Source organism: Pseudomonas sp. PB3P13 (genome assembly GCF_054897735.1).
In genome coordinates this window covers 4330404-4348857 of the sequence record NZ_CM142702.1, presented here as the reverse complement: position 1 = coordinate 4348857, position 18454 = coordinate 4330404, and the positions used below count along the sequence as shown (strand labels likewise).

At 58.9% G+C, this 18454-nt stretch carries 12 protein-coding genes; 1 reads left to right on the top strand and 11 read right to left on the bottom strand.

Annotated features, from left to right (window positions below; genetic code table 11):
• Positions 1-51: 51 nt before the first annotated feature.
• Complete coding sequence (locus ACYZT1_RS19995; RefSeq protein ID WP_462016369.1) at positions 52-5616, bottom strand: dermonecrotic toxin domain-containing protein; 5565 nt, start codon at positions 5614-5616, stop codon at positions 52-54.
• 206 nt (positions 5617-5822) lie between these two features.
• On the opposite strand from ACYZT1_RS19995, the gene ACYZT1_RS19990 reads away from it, so the two are divergent.
• The gene (locus ACYZT1_RS19990) at positions 5823-6857 is read left to right on the top strand and encodes an alpha/beta fold hydrolase (protein ID WP_462016368.1); all 1035 of its coding nucleotides are present in this window, start codon (positions 5823-5825) and stop codon (positions 6855-6857) included.
• Positions 6858-6883: 26 nt separating this feature from the next.
• On the opposite strand, the gene ACYZT1_RS19985 is transcribed toward ACYZT1_RS19990, so the two are convergent.
• From ACYZT1_RS19985 to glpK, 10 genes are all read right to left on the bottom strand, one after another.
• Entirely contained in the window at positions 6884-7213 is a 330-nt protein-coding gene (locus tag ACYZT1_RS19985; protein ID WP_462016367.1) for a GlpM family protein, read from the bottom strand.
• An 8-nt stretch (positions 7214-7221) separates the two neighbouring features.
• Entirely contained in the window at positions 7222-8550 is a 1329-nt protein-coding gene (gene aauR, locus ACYZT1_RS19980; protein WP_462016366.1) for a two-component response regulator AauR, read from the bottom strand.
• Positions 8547-10448 (bottom strand): two-component sensor histidine kinase AauS, encoded by a 1902-nt coding sequence (aauS, locus tag ACYZT1_RS19975; protein WP_462016365.1) that lies wholly within the window; start codon positions 10446-10448, stop codon positions 8547-8549. Before aauS ends, aauR begins: the two co-directional genes overlap by 4 nt.
• Before the next feature lie 214 nt (positions 10449-10662).
• The gene (locus tag ACYZT1_RS19970) at positions 10663-11397 is read right to left on the bottom strand and encodes an amino acid ABC transporter ATP-binding protein (protein ID WP_462016364.1); all 735 of its coding nucleotides are present in this window, start codon (positions 11395-11397) and stop codon (positions 10663-10665) included.
• On the bottom strand, positions 11394-12065 hold the full coding sequence (locus ACYZT1_RS19965) for an amino acid ABC transporter permease (protein ID WP_462016363.1): 672 nt from the start codon (positions 12063-12065) through the stop codon (positions 11394-11396). Before ACYZT1_RS19965 ends, ACYZT1_RS19970 begins: the two co-directional genes overlap by 4 nt.
• A complete protein-coding gene (locus tag ACYZT1_RS19960; protein WP_462016362.1) occupies positions 12065-12811 on the bottom strand; it encodes an amino acid ABC transporter permease in 747 nt (248 codons plus the stop codon). The genes ACYZT1_RS19965 and ACYZT1_RS19960 overlap by 1 nt, the downstream gene beginning before the upstream one ends.
• 193 nt (positions 12812-13004) lie before the next feature.
• Complete coding sequence (locus tag ACYZT1_RS19955) at positions 13005-13919, bottom strand: glutamate/aspartate ABC transporter substrate-binding protein (RefSeq protein WP_462016361.1); 915 nt, start codon at positions 13917-13919, stop codon at positions 13005-13007.
• 343 nt (positions 13920-14262) lie between these two features.
• Positions 14263-15801 (bottom strand): glycerol-3-phosphate dehydrogenase, encoded by a 1539-nt coding sequence (gene glpD / locus ACYZT1_RS19950; protein ID WP_462016360.1) that lies wholly within the window; start codon positions 15799-15801, stop codon positions 14263-14265.
• Between the two features lie 296 nt (positions 15802-16097).
• On the bottom strand, positions 16098-16853 hold the full coding sequence (locus tag ACYZT1_RS19945; RefSeq protein ID WP_462016359.1) for a DeoR/GlpR family transcriptional regulator: 756 nt from the start codon (positions 16851-16853) through the stop codon (positions 16098-16100).
• 94 nt (positions 16854-16947) lie between these two features.
• Entirely contained in the window at positions 16948-18453 is a 1506-nt protein-coding gene (gene glpK, locus ACYZT1_RS19940; RefSeq protein WP_462016358.1) for a glycerol kinase GlpK, read from the bottom strand.
• Between the last annotated feature and the right edge of the window lies 1 nt (position 18454).

Here is an 18454-nt window from a genome sequence, read left to right as displayed (position 1 = left end):
GCTGGCCTTGGGGTCGCCCCTCACGAGGGGCGACCCGCTTGCATTTCGCATTCAAAAGCGTTCGAAGTGATCAACGACCGTTGATCGCTTACCAATGTCCGCATAGGGCAGGTTGGCGTCGTCAGCGTGTGTCAGGAATCGGTGTTCAGGCAGCTTCAAGTGGGCTTTTTCGAATTGTCGCATCACCGGTTTTGCACTGGCGTAGTGGAAGTGGGCGTACCACAGCAACTCGGAAGGTGTGAGCGTCTTGTCCCAGATTTCGTATTCCTGCAAGTAATCGATTCGTCCTTCTTTGCGTTTTCCCAGGTTTTTCAGCGGGCTGGTTTTGCGAATTTCCACTGCGTCCTGCTCGAGCAGATCTGCGAGCATTCCGCCCGTGGGCTTTTTAGTCGTCAGCGCCTGGCGCGTACGCATTTCCCGGCCGGTGATCTTGAGTGCTCCGGCCTCGTCGCGCAGTTTTTGAATCAGCGGGTTCTGCGCATCCAGCTTCTGGATGCGATCAGCGCGGCGGGTCAGTTCGGCGGCTTCGCTGACCATCATGTGTTCCAGGTCGACAGGGAGCATGTCCTGGTCGGCATAGGTTTTTACCTTGGCCAGGTAAGTCGGCTGGAAATCCAGGCGTTTGCCGGCTTCTTCGACCAGCGCCGTGATCGTTTGAGCCGGTGCCGGTGCCGGTGCGACTGTCGACGGGGCCTGGAGACGAAACTTGCCGTCACTGGTCTGCGCCCAGACTTCTCCGTCATTTATCTGATAGTGCCGCGTCTTCTTTTTCGGATCCCACTTCTCGACTCCTATCAGCCACTCGCCGTCTTCGCTGGAAAAGACTTTCTTGCGGATCTCTCCGGCCGGTGCCGACAGGGCAGGATGATCAATTGCCTTGCGCGCCCGCTCGCTCATCTTGTCGATCCCGTTCAGCAGCGGTTCAACGGCATCCATGTGGAAATGCTGCGGGTAGCTAGTGGTCCAGACTTTCATTTCGCGTCGGAACTGCGTGTACAGCGTGATGCAGTTCTGGAGGATTTGATTACGTTGCTCCCTTGTTACGCTGACTTCAGGGAGGCTGTCTTGCATATACAAAGCGCGATCGACCCTGGCGCGAAGCTTCTGGGCCTGTCCTTGCAGGTACAACCAGGAAACTTCGTCGACGGTGCCGTAATGCTTGACGATTTCCAGCCGGTGCGCGGCCCTCAGGTAGGTCAGATTGGCGTCGCTGAGCGTCGTGTTCAAGGCGTCGACCTGATGTTTGATCTGGTCCTTGTCCTTTTTCAGCCCGATGCGATCAAACCAGCGATTGACGTCGCCCTTTAACGTCTCCAACTCATCCAGCTTGTTCACGAACTCGACGCGCAGCTTGCGGATGTCCTCCAGCAGGATCAGGCGCGCGCTGAGGGCGTTGGCTGGCAAATTATCGAGGTCCCTGGACATTTTCAGGATCTGATCCGTCAGCGGACGACTGCTTTGTGAGAGGAAAATCGCGCGTTGGCGGTAACGATCAGTCAGCAGCCAGGCGGCGCTGCTTTGCATTTCGATCACGGAGCGCTGTTTTCGCCCGCTGGTCAGGGGTTTCAGTTCAGCCAGCATATTGTATTGCCTGGTGGCGAATTCGATATCTCCGACACACTCGGCATCGGCGGCCGGCATCAATGCCGGGCGATTTTCCGGCGTTGCATCGTGGTATCGGTTGAGCGTTTCACTGGTTTTCTTGACGCGGGTATTCAGCTGGGGTGCAAGGTCGTCGATCGTCTCGGTCAACTGGTGATGACGGCGAAACGTCCTGTCTGCCCACCAACGCGGCAACCGGTGGCGAATCGCCAGCGGCCATAGCGGGTCAATCGCATCGGCCAGGTGTCCGAGCGCTTGTCCGCCGCCCAGTCCGCCTCCTTTCTGCGTGCTGCCGTAGACGCCATACCAGGTGTCCCAATCACCGGCTTCATTCATTGCAATGGGTTGCTTGTAGGTTTTTTGCGAGTTGCCGAGCAAACGCCAGCTCTGCGAATCCCTGTCAAGTTCGACCTGGAAAAGGCGTCCTTGGCGTTCGATGAAGTTACCGTCCGCATGCCGGTAAATGCCTCGGTAGAGACCGTGCTTGCCGGGCTGCAAATCGGCAAGGGAAATGGGTTGTTCATAATCGTAGCCGTTGAAGCGTTTCGCCACATGCCGGGCCTGACGCCGGGAGGCTCCATGGACCGCAGCGACGTTCCTGGCCAGCCGATGAAGCTGGCGACTCTGCGTAAGCGAGCGTGCCGTGCGTGAAGCTGCCGCGGTCAGCGCTTCGCCCGGCAGCAGGTCCATGAACGCGTCGATCAACGACAACAGCATCGACTCGATTTGCGCCACGCCGTCACCCACTTCCCCGCGTAAAAACGCCGCCACAGCCTGGTTCGCAGCGGTCCAGGCATCGTAGAGAGCCAGCGCACTGCCAACAAAGGGCACCATCCCCATGGCCATTTTCATGTAATTGAAGGCGCGCGGGCCGGTCAACGCGTAGCGCTCCAAGAACAGGTCATCGTTGGAACGGGAGGAGCCGCGATGGGCTTCGATCAGGCGCCCCATGTGGGCATCCAGCAGGTGAGCGGCCAGCGAGGTGGTCTGCGGCCAGCGAACCCCGACGGCGATCACGGCATCAAAGTGTTTGTCCACGGCCTGATTGATCCGGTTTACATGCGCCCTGACATTACCGTGCAAGGTTTTGCCAGCCAGATAACTGACCCATTTGTCATCCCCGCACAGGGTGTAAAGGCCTTTGCGCGCTGCTTCAAGGTTGTCGTAGCGGCGCAGGAATTGCCCGTCGGGGCTGTCCGGCAGGTACAGCAGGGTGATGGCGCTGAGCTGTTCTTCGATGAAATTAACGCCCGACAGGGTGACAGGGCCCTCGTCGCGGGTGTCCTTGCCGCCCACGCCAAGCGACACTGGCAGCAAGACCACTCGCTTGCCTTTGGCGAGCCACGCCTGGGGTGTGTTGGCGTCGATGGCAATGTTCAACACCTGCAGTTCATCACTGTTGATGTGATGTTGCAGCCGTGCGCATTCACCCTGGATTTTCAGCATCAGGCGCCAGGGCTCGACAAGACTTTCCCGACGATGCTGTCTGACGAAGACGGGCTCGTCGGCTCCTCCCAGGAACGTGTCGAGAATCTTTTGTTCATAGGCCTTGGGCAGGTCCAGTTCCGGCAAGACTTTGCGCAGGTAGGGCAGGTTGATGCCGTTCAACAAGCGAAAGCGATCCTGTTGCCGGGCTGCGGTGACTTCCAGCCGCATGAAGATCAGACGCTTTGACACCGCGTCCTCCAGCACCGAATGAACGTTATCGACATTGAGCTGCGCAAGGTCCTCAAGTGACATTTTGCTGCGCCGGTTGCCGGGAACAATGACTGTCGTCTTGCGGATTCCGCCTGGGCCGGATTGCGGCACTGTCTGGGTGGTGGTCGAGTCGGGCAGTTCCACTTGCACAGCGAAATGCCCTTCGATTGAAAAGTCTTTTGTCAGCCGGGCGTGTAGGTGCTTGCGAGTGAAATCATCACGGGGCTCCAGGGCAATGGTCATGAGCGCGTGGCTTTTGCGCATCGCGAGAATGTACGCCTCAATCAGATTTTTAAGCCCGATACGCTCGACCTCGGTCAGACGGGTGAGCCAGCCCGCGAGATTGGCGGAGAGGACGCCACTGTCGTTCTGCTCCAACACATGCGCAAAGGACAGAGTTCTGGCAGCGTGTACCGGAACCTGGAAAGCGGAACGCGCTTTTTGGCGCAACATTTCCAGTTGTTCGGCAAGTTGCCCGGCTTCGGCGGCATCAGCGTGGCGCTGGCGGAAGCTGCCGGCCTGTTCTTCGAAGTCGGTATTAAGCCCGTTCAGACTGTATTGCAGCGCGTCGCCGCTGATTTTTTTCAACGCCAGCGCTGCGCCGTTTTCTTGCCCGTCGACTTTGAAGACCTGCCGCTCAAGCTCACGACGGTTGCTGAATCGCTGCAGGCCGCCGCCGCTGCCGGGCCAGTATAGAATCACGCTGTGCGGCGAGTCGGCGTCGGTCAGCACGTGCGCTTGTGTCACTACGAATGCCCCTTTGATTTCCTGGGCATGGACCGTGGTTTTGTCGCCGTTTTGTTCGCTCATCGACAAGGTAAGGCTGGCAGCTACCGCATCCGGTTTCGACTCGTCTGAAGTGTCCAGCAACGTCGTGATCAGCTTGTGCTCATCGACACTGAGTTGTTTGAGCCTCAATTGCAGCTGAGCCTCTGCCAGCAATGCTGATTTATGAGCGCTGTGCAGATGAGCAAACTCGCGCTGGAACGTGACAACGTCGAGCGTGCGTGACCGGTTAAGCAGGGCGGACGCCGCGTTGTCAGCGTTGTCTTCGGCGGTCCCCAATGTTTTCAAAGAATCCTTGAAAGGCTGCAGGCCATCGCCGCTGCCCACTTCTTCAATCAGTGCCTGGAGTGCATCGCGCTGTTTTTTCAGCGCGGCCTGGCGCAGGTCCCACGGGATGTCGGCGTACAGGCTGCCGAAGAGTGAGGGTTCGTCCGGCAGGGACTCTTCATGCGCAGCTTGCAGCCTGGGCGGCGAGGCGATTACGGTCGCCTTGCGCAGTTGCAGATCCACTTGGTCGGCCTGTGCGAGCGAATGTGCGCCATGGTTTGCCATGCCTGCTTTGCCATGGGAACCATGCCTTAACGCCGTTATCTGCGCTTGCTGGTAAGCCGCAAACAGATCGCTTGCCCCCACGGTCAAGGGATCGGTTCTGGCGGTATATTCAAATTGAAGGGGGCTGTCGGGTAAACCGCTCGGGACAAGTGCCTGCCGCGACAGCCAGGCTTGCATATCGCTGCGCTGATCGAATCGCTGGATGGCGACCGATCGGCTGGGCAAATAAAGCAAATGGCCGTCGCTGGACAGGCCGGCCGTGGTGATGACCCAGGCGCCTGTAGGTTTGATTCTGCTTTTGTTGCTCAGCACCAGGGTCAGTTGCTCGGTATGAATGCGCTCGTCACTCGCCGCCAGCCCCCCGCTGGGCGCATCGATGATCAACTGCAAGCGTTTGAGCTGTTCTGCCGTGAGGGTTCTCTGCGCGAATGCGATTTGAGCGGCTGCTTCAAAATGGCTGCGGTATTGCTGGATGACGTAAGTCTGTCGCGATACCGGAGTACCCGGGGCACGCGCCTCCCAGAAGGTTCGCCAGCGCTCGCCGTGCGAGCGTTCCGGGTCAAGCTCCTTGAGCCGTTCGAGCCATTGCAACGGCGTGAGTTGCGACAACGCATGGGCGTGATTCAGCCCCGTCACTCGACATTGCTGATCAAGTGTCGTCTCCAGGGTCGGATGCTGCATAACGTAGGCACAGGCGGCGGTGAGGCTGACGAAGCGTTCGGGGTGTTCCGCCGTGCGGGTGAAGAGCAACCCGGCTTGTTGTCCATCCAGGTTCAGTTCCTGTTTGAGCAGTTGCTCGAGTGTTTCGCGAATTCCCGGGCAAGCACCCATCAGCCCGTGCAGGCCGTCGCTGCTCTCTCGCCAGCGTGCGCTAGCGCTCAGAAACAGACTTTCGTCGAATTGGGGCGGCAACGCCGACAAGAAGGGGGCGGCGATTTGCACCGGGGAGGGGAGGTCGAAAATGAGTCTGTCGGGCATGACGATGTGGCTCGTTCAGAGGGAGCGGCAGATCCACCCCCGGTGCGGGCCATTTAATGGAAGTCCAGCGGGGCGTAGTCACTACATAATTACCGCACCGACCGTTCAGCGCTCTTCATCAAACTGTCACGGAACTGTGGCAGCGCACTTGAACAAATTTCATCAGACTCGCGCTCTATTGGGGTTCTGCGTTTCGGTGTTTTTTCATGCGTGCTTTGTTTTTATCACGGGCCATATTTGTGGCCGCGTTGTTATTCGGCTTGCCGTCTTTTGCGGCTTCGCGATGTGATGTCGATGTTCCCACCGAACGGGTCGACCTTGCGCAGGTGAGCCTGGCGTACCAGAGCATAGGCCGTGCATCGGACCCGGCGCTGTTGCTGGTGATGGGCTTGGGCGGACAGTTGATTCACTGGCCGGACGAGGTGGTGGTGGCGCTGTGTCAGCAAGGCTTCCGGGTGATCCGTTACGACAATCGCGATGTCGGTCTGTCGACGTGGCGTACAACGCCGGTCGACGCCAATCTGACCTTCGAAGTGTTGCGTTACAAACTGGGTTTATCGGTGGCCGCGCCTTACACGCTGACTGACATGGCGGGTGACGCTTTCGGTTTGATGGATGCTTTGCACGTCGAGCAATTCCATGTGCTGGGCGCGAGCATGGGCGGCATGATCGCCCAGCACATGGCGGCCATGGCGCCAGAACGGGTCGAGAGCCTGACGCTGATCATGACCACCTCCGGCGCCGAAGGGCTGCCGGCTCCGACGGCGGCATTGGTGCAGTTGCTCTCGCGCCGCAGTGCGCCGAATCGCGAGGTGGCCCTGGAACAACAGGCGGATTTGCTCGCGGCATTGGGCAGCCCGACGATCAGCGATGATCGGCAGGCGTTGCTCGAGCAAGCGGCGCAATCGTATGACCGGGCTTTCAACCCCGAGGGTGTGAAACGCCAGATCATGGCGATTCTAGCGGAGCGCAGCAGGGTGGCGCTGCTCAATCAGTTACGGGTGCCGACCCTTGTAGTGCACGGCACGGCAGACCCCTTGCTACCGGTGATGCACGGCGTGCATCTGGCGGCGCACATTCGCGGCAGTCAGTTGAAGTTGATTCCGGGGCTGGCCCATCGCTTTCAGGAGGCGTTCAAAGTGCCGCTGCTCGCGGCGGTGTTGCCATATTTGCAGGCGCATCGTGAAGACACTTCGCATTGGGCGCAGATTGATCCCGCGCCAGGCCACAACCTTCTGTAAGCGCACAATCCACGGGTGATTTTTGCTCAGCCGTGGATTCGGACCCAGACCGAAACCAGCGCCGTCGCTGCAATCAGCCATGCGACGGCCGCTACCGCGAGCGAAGTCTCCAGGCGCAGCCGGTCAATCATGACGTACAACGTCGCCAGATAAATGAAGTACGGAATGATCGACCACATGCCAAACACAATGGTGGCCTTCAGGTCCTCCAGCGAGCGCCCCTTGCCGACGATGTAGTGAGCAATCAAGGCAAAAGTCGGAAACAGTGGCACCAGCCCGGCGATGTAATAGTTCCTGGTCTTGGCCAGTGCAGCGAGGATTAACACCACCCCTGCGCCCAGGAGTGCTTTGAACATCAGGTCCATCAGTGGCTGAGCCCGTATTTTTTCACTTTATCGAACAGCGTGGTCTTGGCCATGCCCAGTTCCTGACTCGCCTGAGTCAGGTTGCCGCCACTGCGCTGCAAGGCATCGTTGAGCAGATTGCGCTCAAACGCTTCAACCGCTTCGGCAAATGCCAGGCCCTGATTGCTGCCGCTGGGGCCGCTTTTCTTGAAGGCCGGCAAACCGAGGGCGTAGCGTTCGGCGACATTGCGCAGCTCGCGCACGTTGCCTGGCCAGTCATGGCTCATCAGGTTGGACAGGGTCTGGTTGTCCAGCTCCGGCGCCGCACGGTCGAAGCGCAGGGATGACTGCTGCAGGAAATGTTCGAACAGTTGCAGGATGTCCTCGCGACGTTCGCGCAACGGCGGCAGTTCGAGGGTCACCACGTTCAGGCGGTAATACAAGTCGCTGCGAAACTCGCCGGCCTTGCTCGACTCATCCAGATCGGATTTGGTCGCCGCGATGACCCGGCAATCCACAGCGACGCTCTGGTTGGAGCCGAGGCGTTCGAGGGTGCGTTCCTGCAACACCCGCAGCAATTTGATCTGCAGCGGCAAGGGCATGCTTTCCACTTCGTCGAGAAACAGCGTGCCACCGTCCGCGTGTTCGATCTTGCCGATCCGCCGTTTACCGGCGCCGGTGAATGCATTGGCTTCGTGGCCGAAAATTTCACTTTCGAACAGACTCTCCGGCAGGCCACCGCAGTTGAGTGCGACAAACTGTTGGGTGTGGCGCCGACTGAAATCGTGCAGGCACCGCGCAACCAGTTCCTTGCCGGTTCCGGTTTCACCTTCGATCAGCACATTGGCCGAGGTGTCGGCGACGTTGGCGATCAGTTCCCGCAGGTTTTGCATGGCCGGCGAACGGCCGATGATTCGCCCTTCGAGGGAGTCACGCTCGGCCAGTTGTCGACGCAGCGAGGAGACTTCCCGCGCCAGGCTACGCTGCTCCAGCGCGCGGCGGGCGACGTCAACCAGACGTTCCGGGGAGAACGGTTTCTCCATGAAATCATAGGCGCCTTTTTGCATCGCGCCGACGGCCATGGAAATGTCGCCGTGGCCGGTAATCAGCACCACTGGCAGACTGCGATCGCGGGCCTTGAGGCGGGTCAGCAGTTCCAGCCCATCGATGCCCGGCAGACGAATGTCGCTGATGACGATGCCGGCAAAATTGTCGCCGACCCGCTCCAGAGCTTCTTCGGCGCTGCCGACGCCCACACAGGGAATGTCTTCGAGGGTCAAGGCCTGCTGGCAGCCCAGCAGCACATGGGGGTCGTCTTCGACAATCAATACACTAAGGTCGTTGTTCATATCGGCTCGGCGGGAGAATGGCTTACCAACGGTAAACTGAGGACGAAGGTGGTACCGCCGCTGGCCGGGTGCTCGACACCTAAATGTCCGCCCGTGGCCGCGGCGAGGCTGGCGGAAAGTGTCAGGCCGAGGCCCAGACCCTGCTCGCCCGGTTTGGTGGTAAAGAACGGTTCGAACAGGTGTTTGCGCGCTTCGGCGTCAATGCCGTGGCCGTTGTCGCGTACGCGCAGACGACACTTGTCATCGAATATTTCGCCTTCCAGCCACAGCGCTGGTTGCGGTTGCGACTGCATCGCATCGAGGGCATTACCGATCAGGTTGACCAGAATCTGTTCCAGACGTGTCTGGTCGATCTGTACCTGGACATCGGCGAATTCCCGATTCACCTGCAGGTGCGCGCTGTCGATACGATTGCCCAGCAGTTGCATCGCCGCGTCCACGGCCTTACCGAGGCTGGCCTGACCTTTGTCATCGCCGCGACGGGCGAAGGAGCGCAGGCTGGCGGTAATCCGGCCCATGCGGTCGATCAATTCGTTGATGGTTTTCAGATTGGTGCTGGCCACATCCAGCTGGCCACGTTCGAGAAAACGTACGGTGTTGCCCGACAACGTGCGCAGCGCTGCCAAGGGCTGGTTCAATTCATGAGCGATGCTGGTGGACATCTGACCGATGGCCGCGAGTTTACCGGCTTGCACCAGTTCATCCTGCGCCCGTCGCAATGTCTCCTCGGCCTGCCGGCGTTCGCGGATCTGGCTCTTGAGCCGCTCATTGCTGGCGCGCAGGTCGGTGGTGCGTTCGGTAATCCGACGCTCAAGTTGATTGTTGGCTTGCTGCAAGGCTTCCCGGGCGGCGAGGCGGGTGGCGATGACTTTTCGGCGTTCATTCCAGGCGATCAGCAGGAACGCCACAAGGGCAAACGCGACCGCCACCAGAATGCCTTGATTAATGGCCTCACGGCGCAAATCCTCCAGCGGCGTGAGCAGGGTGAAGTGCCACGGCGTGTCACTCAGCGGGCGGGTTTGCGAGAGGTAACTGATGTCTTCAGCCTCTGCATCCACTTCACTGTTGGCGGGGAAGGTCAGTTTCTCCACACCTTCGGCGAGTGTCTCGCGGGCGAGCGGCTGTAATTCATTCAGCGGAAACCAGTAGTACTGGAGGCTTCGCGCCAGTTTCTCTTTTGTGTCTTCGCTCAGAGGCACCACTGACTTGAGGCGTCGAGCCGGATCGCTGGAAAGAATGATGATGCCGTTTTCGTCGCTGACGAAAGCCTCCAGACGCGCGCGTTGCCAGCGTTCTTCCATGGCTTCAAGGCGCACTTTGACCACCGCGACGCCGATGATCTTGCCTTGTTCTTCCAGGCCGTGGGCGAGGTAATAACCGGGTTCGCCGCTGGTACTGCCGATGCCGTAGAAGCGTCCCGGCTGACCGCGCACGGCGTCCTTGAAATAGGCGCGAAAGGACAGGTCTTCACCCAGATAGCTGTCGAAATCACGCCAATTGCTGGTGGCCACGACACGCCCGGCGGTGTCCATCACGTAAATGGCCCGGCTGCGGCTTCGCCGATTGAGGCCTTCGAGGTATTCATTGACCGTTTGCCGGTGCGCTGCATCAGGCTCGGCCAACAAGTCGGAAACACTCGATTCCAGTTCCAGCAGGCTGGGCAGGTAAGTGTATTTGCTGATCTCGCTTTCGACGGCGCGGGCGTGCAGTTCGAGCTGCCGCTGGCCGTTTTCGCTGAGGCTGCGAATTCCATAATGTTCACTGACCCAATAGCCGACGTAACCCAGTCCGATCATCAGGGCGATGACCAGCGGCGGCAGGAACAGATGGCGGATCAAACGGGGTTTCACGGCGAGTGATGGCGGCGCGGCGCGATAAAGGGTGGGGTCGCATTTCATCACAGATGCCTTGGGTCAACCACAACACTTACTTGGAGCACCACCAGCGGTCCCTGTGGGAGCTGGCCTGTGGCGAGGGGGCTTGCCCCCGTTGGGTGGCGAAGCCGCCCCAAAATTGCAGCAACAGTACAATTTTACGACTGCTGCGCAGCCGAACGGGGGCAAGCCCCCTCGCCACAGAGCCCACTCCCACATTTGGGGAGCGGAGCCTTTCTTAGTGCTGCAGGATCTTCTCGAGGAAATGCTGCGCACGTTCGGAGCGGGCGCTGATGTCGCCGAAGAATTCCTCTTTCTGGCAGTCTTCGATGATCTTGCCCTGGTCCATGAAGATCACCCGGTCGGCCACTTTGCGGGCGAAGCCCATTTCGTGGGTCACGCACATCATCGTCATGCCTTCGTGGGCCAGTTGCACCATCACGTCGAGCACTTCGTTGACCATTTCCGGGTCGAGGGCCGAAGTCGGTTCATCGAACAGCATGACAATCGGGTCCATCGCCAGCGCGCGGGCAATTGCCACGCGCTGTTGCTGACCCCCGGAGAGCTGGCCCGGATGCTTGTGGGCGTGAGCCGCAAGGCCGACCCGCTCGAGCAGCTGCATGCCTTTCTTGGTCGCTTCTTCCTTGCTGCGGCCCAACACCTTGATCTGCGCGATGGTCAGGTTTTCGGTAATGGTCAGGTGCGGAAACAACTCGAAATGCTGGAACACCATGCCCACGCGCGAGCGCAGTTTCGGCAGGTCGGTTTTCGGATCGGCGATCGAGGTGCCGTCGACGACCACGTCGCCTTTCTGGAACGGTTCCAGCGCATTGACGCACTTGATCAGGGTGGATTTGCCGGAACCCGACGGCCCGCACACCACGATCACCTCGCCTTTTTTGACCTCGGTGCTGCAATCAGTCAGTACCTGGAAGTCCCCATACCACTTGTTGACGTTCTTGATAGAGATCATACGGCGAACCTTTTTTGCAGACGCTTGACCAGCTGCGAGGCGGCAAAGCTGATGATGAAGTACACGAGACCTGCGAAAACCAGGAACTCATTGGAGCGGCCGATGATGTCGCCACTGGCGCGCGAAGCATTGAGGAAATCCACCAGACCGACCGCGTAAACCAGCGAGGTGTCCTGAAACAGGATGATGCTCTGTTGCAGCAACAACGGCGTCATTTTGCGAAACGCTTGCGGCAGGATGATCAGACGCATCACCTGGCTGTAGTTCATCCCCAGCGCCTGGGCAGCGCCCATCTGACCTTTGGGAATGGATTGCACACCGGCGCGGACGATTTCGCAGAAATACGCGGCTTCAAACATCATGAACGCGACGATGCACGAGGCGAAGGCGCCAATCGGGGTGTCTTCGCCGGTGATCCAGCGCAGTACGAACGGTACCGCCAGGTAGAACCACGTGATGACCAGCAGCAGCGGGATCGAGCGGAAATAGTTGACGTAGGCGCCAGCGATGTTCGACAGCAGTTTGCTGTGGGACAGACGCATCAGGGCCAGGATCGTACCGAGGATGATCCCGCCGACCACGCCCAACACCATCAGTTGCAGCGTCATGACCATGCCGTTCCACAAACCCGGCAGGGCCGGGACGATGCCCGAGAAGTCGAATTCCATCATTTACCCCCTACGGAGATCAGGCCCGGCACGGCGACTTTCTTCTCGACCATGCGCATCAGCAACATCAGGCTCATGTTCAGGGTGAAGTAAATCAAGGTCGCCAGGGTAAAGGCTTCAAACAGGTTGGCAGAGAACTCGGCAGTCTGTTTGGTCTGCGCGAGCAGCTCCATCAGGCCGATCAGCGACGCAACCGAAGAGTTCTTGAACACGTTCAGGAATTCGGAGGTAAGCGGCGGAATGATGATTCGGTAAGCCTGGGGCAGCAGCACGTTCCAGTAGATCTGTGGCAGTTTGAAACCCATCGCGCGAGCGGCGGATTCCTGGCCACGCGGCAGCGCCTGGATACCCGTTCGTACCTGCTCGCAGACGCGGGCAGCGGTGAACAGGCCGAGGCAGACGACGACGCTCAAGTAGGCGGATGTGGTCGGATTGAGGTCTTGCTTGTACCAGTCCTGCAGGTTTTGCGGCAGCAGGTCGGGTACCAGGAAGTACCAGATGAACAGCTGAACCAGCAGCGGTACGTTACGGAACAATTCGACGTAGCAGGTCGCGATGCCTGCCACGAAGCGGTTAGGCACGGTGCGCATGACGCCCAGAATCGAGCCCAGCATCAGCGCAATGATCCAGGCCACGATGGCGATGGCAATGGTCCAGCCCAAACCGGAGATGTACCAGTCGAGATAGGTCTCGCTGCCAACCCCGGTGGACCTGAAGAACACGCTCCAGTCCCAGTTGTAATTCATCAGGGGTCTCCCCTCGGATACGATCGATGTACAAGTGCCCGCCTGGGGACATCCATTTCCGTCCGACCTCGACGGTCAGACACACACGAGCGGCTCGACAGCGAGCGGTTCGAGTGTTTCCAAAGATACCAGCAGGGAGTGACAAACTCCTGAAAGGGTGACAGCCCTTTCAGGAGACAAGGTTAGTCAGGAATCAGGATTTCTTGTCGTCAGCCGCTTTATCGGTCGGGTTGGCGATCAGGGCCTTGAGCTCGTCGCTCATCGGGAAGTTCAGGTTCAGGTTCTTCGGCGGGATCGGTTGCATGAACCATTTTTCGTAGATCTTGTTGATGTCGCCAGACTTGTAGGTCGCAACGATCGCGTCATCCACGGCTTTCTTGAACGGAGCGTCACCCTTGCGAACCATGCATCCATAGATTTCGTAGGACTGAGGATCGCCCGTCACTTCCCAGTCACTGGCTTTCTTGGCCTTGGCGGCTTCGCCGGCCAGCAGTGCGTCGTCCATCATGAAGGCAACGGCGCGGCCCGATTCCAGCATCTGGAAGGACTCGCCATGGTCTTTGGCGGAAATGACGTTCATGCCCATCTGCTTGTCGGCGTTCATCGACTTCAGAATGCGCTCGGACGTGGTGCCTGCAGTGGTCACAACGTTCTTGCCTTTCAGGTCGGCGAAGTTTTTGTACTGGGAGTCTTTCTTCGACAGCAGGCGGGTGCCGATTTCGAAGATGCCCACAGAGAAGTCGACTTGCTGCTGACGTTCCACGTTGTTGGTGGTGGAGCCGCACTCAAGGTCAACAGTGCCGTTCTGCACCAGCGGGATACGGGTTTGCGAAGTGACCAGGTTGTACTTGACCTTGAGGTCTGGCATGTCCAGGTCTTTCTTGATGGCTTCGACAATTTTCAGCTGAATGTCGTGGGAGTAGCCAACTGGCTTGCCGGAAGCGTCCGCGATATAGGAAAAAGGAATCGAGGCGTCACGGTGCCCGAGGGTGATAGTGCCGGACTCTTTGATCTTCTTCAGTGTGCCGGTGAGTTCGGCGGCGAAAACTGGAGTGGTAATCAGAGCGGCAGCAATGGCTGCGCCCAGGATGTGGGGAACGATGCGCATCAAATTTTCCTCGACATTGTTTTTTTTATGGAGCCAGTTCATCGGCCCTTTTGTGCTTCGACGGTCTGCAGACTTCCCGATAGGACGCGCTACAGGCCTTCGCTGGAGAGTGTAGAGCATGACTCGTGCCAGGCCAGGATGATTTGTTCAACGCCTTGATTTACAAAGATATTAAATATTTGTGGCGCGCTCAGCGGTGCCGCGCGAATCCGGTTAACCGAATGGACTGCCGGATCCTCGTTCGGAAAACCGAATGCCGGTGTAAGGTGATTCTGCAGATATTGAGGTGCAAAAAAGCCCCTGAATCTCGCGATTCAGGGGCTTTGCTTTTACCTATCAGCGATCAGGCCGCTTCGATCTTGCTGCGATGATGTCCAACCTTGCTCAGATAACTCAGCAGTTTCTGCTGTTCATCCGGTGTGGTGAACAAGCCCAGCTTGCTACGACGCCACAGGATGTCGTGCGCGGTGGTAGCCCATTCCTCGCTGCACAGATAATCGACTTCGCGGGTGTAGAGACCGCCGCCGATATGCTCACCCAGATCGCCCAGATTTTGCACGCCTTCTAGCATGCGCCAGGTGCGGCTGCCATACGTGGTGGCCCAGCGGCGGGCGATCTCGGTCGGTACCCAATCGAACCGATCCCGGATCCGCGAGCTCAATGCCTGCGCGGTGGTCATGTCTTCGCCGCCCGGCAGCGTCGCTGTAGCGGTCCAGCTTGGCTTGATGTGCGTGAAATACGGCGCCAGCTGGGCCAGCGCCGATTCGGCGAGTTTGCGATAGGTGGTCAGCTTGCCGCCGAACACTGACAGCAACGGCGCTTCTTCGCCCGTGCCCGACAGTGCCAGGGTGTAGTCACGAGTGACAGCCGACGGATTGTCGGATTCATCGTTGCACAGCGGACGAACACCGGAATAGCTGTGCAGGATATCGTCGCGGCTGACCTGCTTCTTGAAGTGGGCATTCACCACTTTCAGCAGGTAATCGGTTTCGCCTTCAGTGATTGCCACTTTCGCCGGGTCGCCGGTGTATTCGCGGTCGGTGGTGCCAATCAATGTGAAATGATTCAGGTACGGAATGGTGAAGACAATGCGCTGATCTTCGTTTTGCAGGATATGCGCATGTTCACCCTCGTAGAGTTTCGGCACGATCAGGTGGCTGCCCTGAATCAGACGAATGCCGTAGGGCGATTCCATCTTCAGGTCGTCACGAATGAACTTGGCAACCCATGGGCCGGCCGCATTCACCAGCGCTTTGGCGCGAATCGAAAACAGGCTGCCGTCAGCGCGTTCCAGGTGCAGATGCCACAAACCTTTGACTCGACGAGCGCTGACGCAGCGGGTCTGGGTGTGAACGTGCGCGCCTTTCTCGCGAGCAGCCATGGCGTTGAGCACCACCAGCCGCGCATCGTCGACCCAGCAATCGGAGTATTCGAAGCCTTTAGTGATTTCGCTTTTCAGCGCGCTGTCCGCGCCAAACTTCAGGCTCTTCGAACCCTGCAGCTGCTCGCGTTTACCGAGATTGTCGTAAAGGAACAGGCCGGCGCGAATCATCCACGCCGGGCGCAGGTGCGGACGGTGCGGCAGCACAAAGCGCATTTGCTTGACGATGTGCGGTGCTTTTTTCAGCAGCACTTCGCGCTCAGCCAGCGCTTCGCGAACCAGGCGAAATTCGTAGTGTTCGAGGTAGCGAAGGCCGCCGTGGATCAGCTTGCTGCTGGCCGACGAGGTATGGCTGGCCAGATCGTCCTTTTCGCAAAGGAACACCGAGAGGCCTCGACCGGCCGCATCTGCTGCGATGCCCACGCCATTAATTCCGCCTCCAATCACGGCGATGTCGTAGACCTCAGCGAGAGGGGGCGTAGGCAAGGTAGAAGTTGGCATCGGCTGGCCTCGGGGTTTTTAATTGTCTGTTTGGAATTCGAACATTAATGTTCATTTGCGAAAATGGTAGCCCATAAAGGCGCGCACAGCCAGTCAACTTCGATTGAAAATACTGATCGAAGTGCTGTTAAAGGAAAATTTTCGAACATTCAAGGGTGCGTCAAGAAGGGAGAGGTGTACCGAATGGGCGACCGTATTCGCGAGCAAGCCCGCTCCCACAGGGCACTTCACAAACCTGTGGGAACGTGGCTTGCCCGCGAAGGCGGCGGTACGGGCAATCAATATGGCTGAGCGGGTTAAACGACTTCGAGTCGAATCTTGTGCTGCGTCAGCAATTGCGTCAGTGCCGGGGAGGGCGGCTGATCGGTTACCAGGCAATCGATCAGGCTGATCGGTCCCAGTCGAATCATGGCGTTGCGTCCGAATTTGCTCGAGTCGGCCGCCAGAATCACTTGCCGCGCATTGGCGATGATCGCCTGCGAAACGCGTACTTCCTGATAATCGAAGTCGAGCAGGCTGCCGTCTTCATCAATGCCGCTGATGCCGACGAGGGCGAAGTCGACTTTGAACTGGTTGATGAAATCGACACTCGCCTGACCGACCACCCCACCGTCGCGTCGCACATTGCCACCGGTCAGCAGCACGTCGAAATCGTCCTTGGCGCTGAGCATCGAGGCCACGTGCAGGTTGTTGGTGATGATCTTCAGGTGATTATGGTTGAGCAGCGCCCGGGCAATCGATTCGGTGGTGGTGCCGATATTGATGAACAGCGAGGCGTGATCGGGGATCTGTGCGGCGATGGCTTCACCGATACGTTGTTTCTCATCACGCATCTGATCGGCGCGCATCGCGTAAGCGGTATTTTCGACGCTGGAATCATAGGCTGCGCCGCCGTGGTAGCGACGCAACAGATTGGCTTCCGCGAGCTGATTGATGTCGCGGCGGATGGTTTGCGGTGTGACAACGAACAGCGTGGCCATTTCCTCGATGCTGACATAGCCGCGTTCGCGAACCAGCTCAAGGATTTGCTGCTGACGGGGAGGCAGATTCATGGGGCGTCCTTTGGGCTGCCGAGCAAAATTTGCCCATGATGACGCAGGAATCTGCTCCCGACCAGTTACAACCTTTTACGGTCCCGGACCTGGCTTATTCAGCGCCTTCGTGTGGTTCCCAATCGCGGGTGCGGCTGACGGCTTTTTTCCAGCCGGCGTAGAGTTTTTCTTTGGCTGTTTCATCCAGGGTCGGTTCGAATTCGCGCTCGATCACGGCCTTGCCGCGCAGTTCTTCCAGACTGCCCCAGAAACCGCACGCCAGGCCGGCCAGGTAGGCGGCGCCCAACGCCGTGGTTTCGCGCATCTGCGGACGCTCGACCTGAGTGCCGAGGATGTCCGCCTGAAATTGCATCAGGAAGTTGTTCGCTACGGCACCCCCGTCCACGCGCAAAGCCTTCAGGCGTTCGCCGGAATCCTGTTGCATGGCGTCGAGCACGTCGCGGGTCTGGTAGGCAATCGACTCCAGCGCTGCACGAATGATGTGATCCACGCGTACGCCGCGGGTCAGGCCGAACAGCGCGCCGCGGGCGTACGGGTCCCAATACGGAGCGCCCAGACCGGTGAAGGCTGGCACCAGGTAAACGCCGTTGCTGTCTTTGACCTTGCTGGCGAAGTATTCGGTGTCATGGGCGTCGTTGATGATTTTCAATTCGTCGCGCAGCCATTGAACGGTCGAACCGCCGTTGAACACTGCGCCTTCCAGCGCGTAAGCCACTTCGCCGCGCGGGCCGCAGGCGATGGTGGTGAGCATGCCGTGGTTGGACTTCACGGCTTTGTCGCCCGTGTTCATCAGCAGGAAGCACCCGGTGCCATAGGTGTTTTTCGCCTGACCCGGCTCGACACACATCTGGCCGAAGAGGGCAGCCTGCTGGTCGCCGGCAATACCGCCGATAGCAATGCCGCTTTTGGTGTGGCCGTAAATTTCAGAAGACGATTTAACTTCCGGCAGCATCTCGCGCGGGATATCCAGCACCTCCAGCATTTTCGCGTCCCACTCCAGGGAGTGGATGTTGAAGAGCATGGTGCGCGAGGCGTTGGTGTAATCGGTAACGTGTACTTTGCCGCCGGTAAATTTCCAGATCAGCCAGCTGTCGACGGTGCCGAACAACAGTTCGCCCTTGCGCGCACGTTCACGGCTGCCTTCGACGTTGTCGAGGATCCATTTGAGCTTGGTGCCGGAAAAGTACGGGTCGGTGACCAGGCCAGTGGTCTCGCTGATGTATTGCTCATGGCCATCACGTTTGAGCTGCTGACAGATTTCGGTACTGCGGCGGCACTGCCAGACGATGGCGTTGTAGATTGGGCGACCGGTGGTCTTGTCCCAGACAACCGTGGTTTCGCGCTGGTTGGTGATGCCGATGGCCGCGACCTGATCGTGGTGCAAGCCGGCTTGGGCCAGTGCCTCGACCATCACCGCGCTTTGCGTGGCGAAGATTTCCATTGGGTCATGTTCGACCCAGCCGGCCTGCGGGTAATGCTGAACGAATTCGCGCTGTGCGGTGCAGACCACATTCGCATCACGATCAAAAATGATCGCGCGCGAGCTGGTCGTGCCCTGGTCGAGGGCAATGATGTAGTTCTTATTCTGAATGTCGGTCATG

Bases quoted from the DNA above. Each gene is read 5' to 3' on its own strand.
- ACYZT1_RS19995 (WP_462016369.1), bottom strand. From the start codon at position 5,616: ATGCCCGACAGACTCATTTTCGACCTCCCCTCCCCGGTGCAAATCGCC.
- ACYZT1_RS19990 (WP_462016368.1), top strand. From the start codon at position 5,823: ATGCGTGCTTTGTTTTTATCACGGGCCATATTTGTGGCCGCGTTGTTA.
- ACYZT1_RS19985 (WP_462016367.1), bottom strand. From the start codon at position 7,213: ATGTTCAAAGCACTCCTGGGCGCAGGGGTGGTGTTAATCCTCGCTGCA.
- aauR (WP_462016366.1), bottom strand. From the start codon at position 8,550: ATGAACAACGACCTTAGTGTATTGATTGTCGAAGACGACCCCCATGTG.
- aauS (WP_462016365.1), bottom strand. From the start codon at position 10,448: ATGAAATGCGACCCCACCCTTTATCGCGCCGCGCCGCCATCACTCGCC.
- ACYZT1_RS19970 (WP_462016364.1), bottom strand. From the start codon at position 11,397: ATGATCTCTATCAAGAACGTCAACAAGTGGTATGGGGACTTCCAGGTA.
- ACYZT1_RS19965 (WP_462016363.1), bottom strand. From the start codon at position 12,065: ATGGAATTCGACTTCTCGGGCATCGTCCCGGCCCTGCCGGGTTTGTGG.
- ACYZT1_RS19960 (WP_462016362.1), bottom strand. From the start codon at position 12,811: ATGAATTACAACTGGGACTGGAGCGTGTTCTTCAGGTCCACCGGGGTT.
- ACYZT1_RS19955 (WP_462016361.1), bottom strand. From the start codon at position 13,919: ATGCGCATCGTTCCCCACATCCTGGGCGCAGCCATTGCTGCCGCTCTG.
- glpD (WP_462016360.1), bottom strand. From the start codon at position 15,801: ATGCCAACTTCTACCTTGCCTACGCCCCCTCTCGCTGAGGTCTACGAC.
- ACYZT1_RS19945 (WP_462016359.1), bottom strand. From the start codon at position 16,853: ATGAATCTGCCTCCCCGTCAGCAGCAAATCCTTGAGCTGGTTCGCGAA.
- glpK (WP_462016358.1), bottom strand. From the start codon at position 18,453: ATGACCGACATTCAGAATAAGAACTACATCATTGCCCTCGACCAGGGC.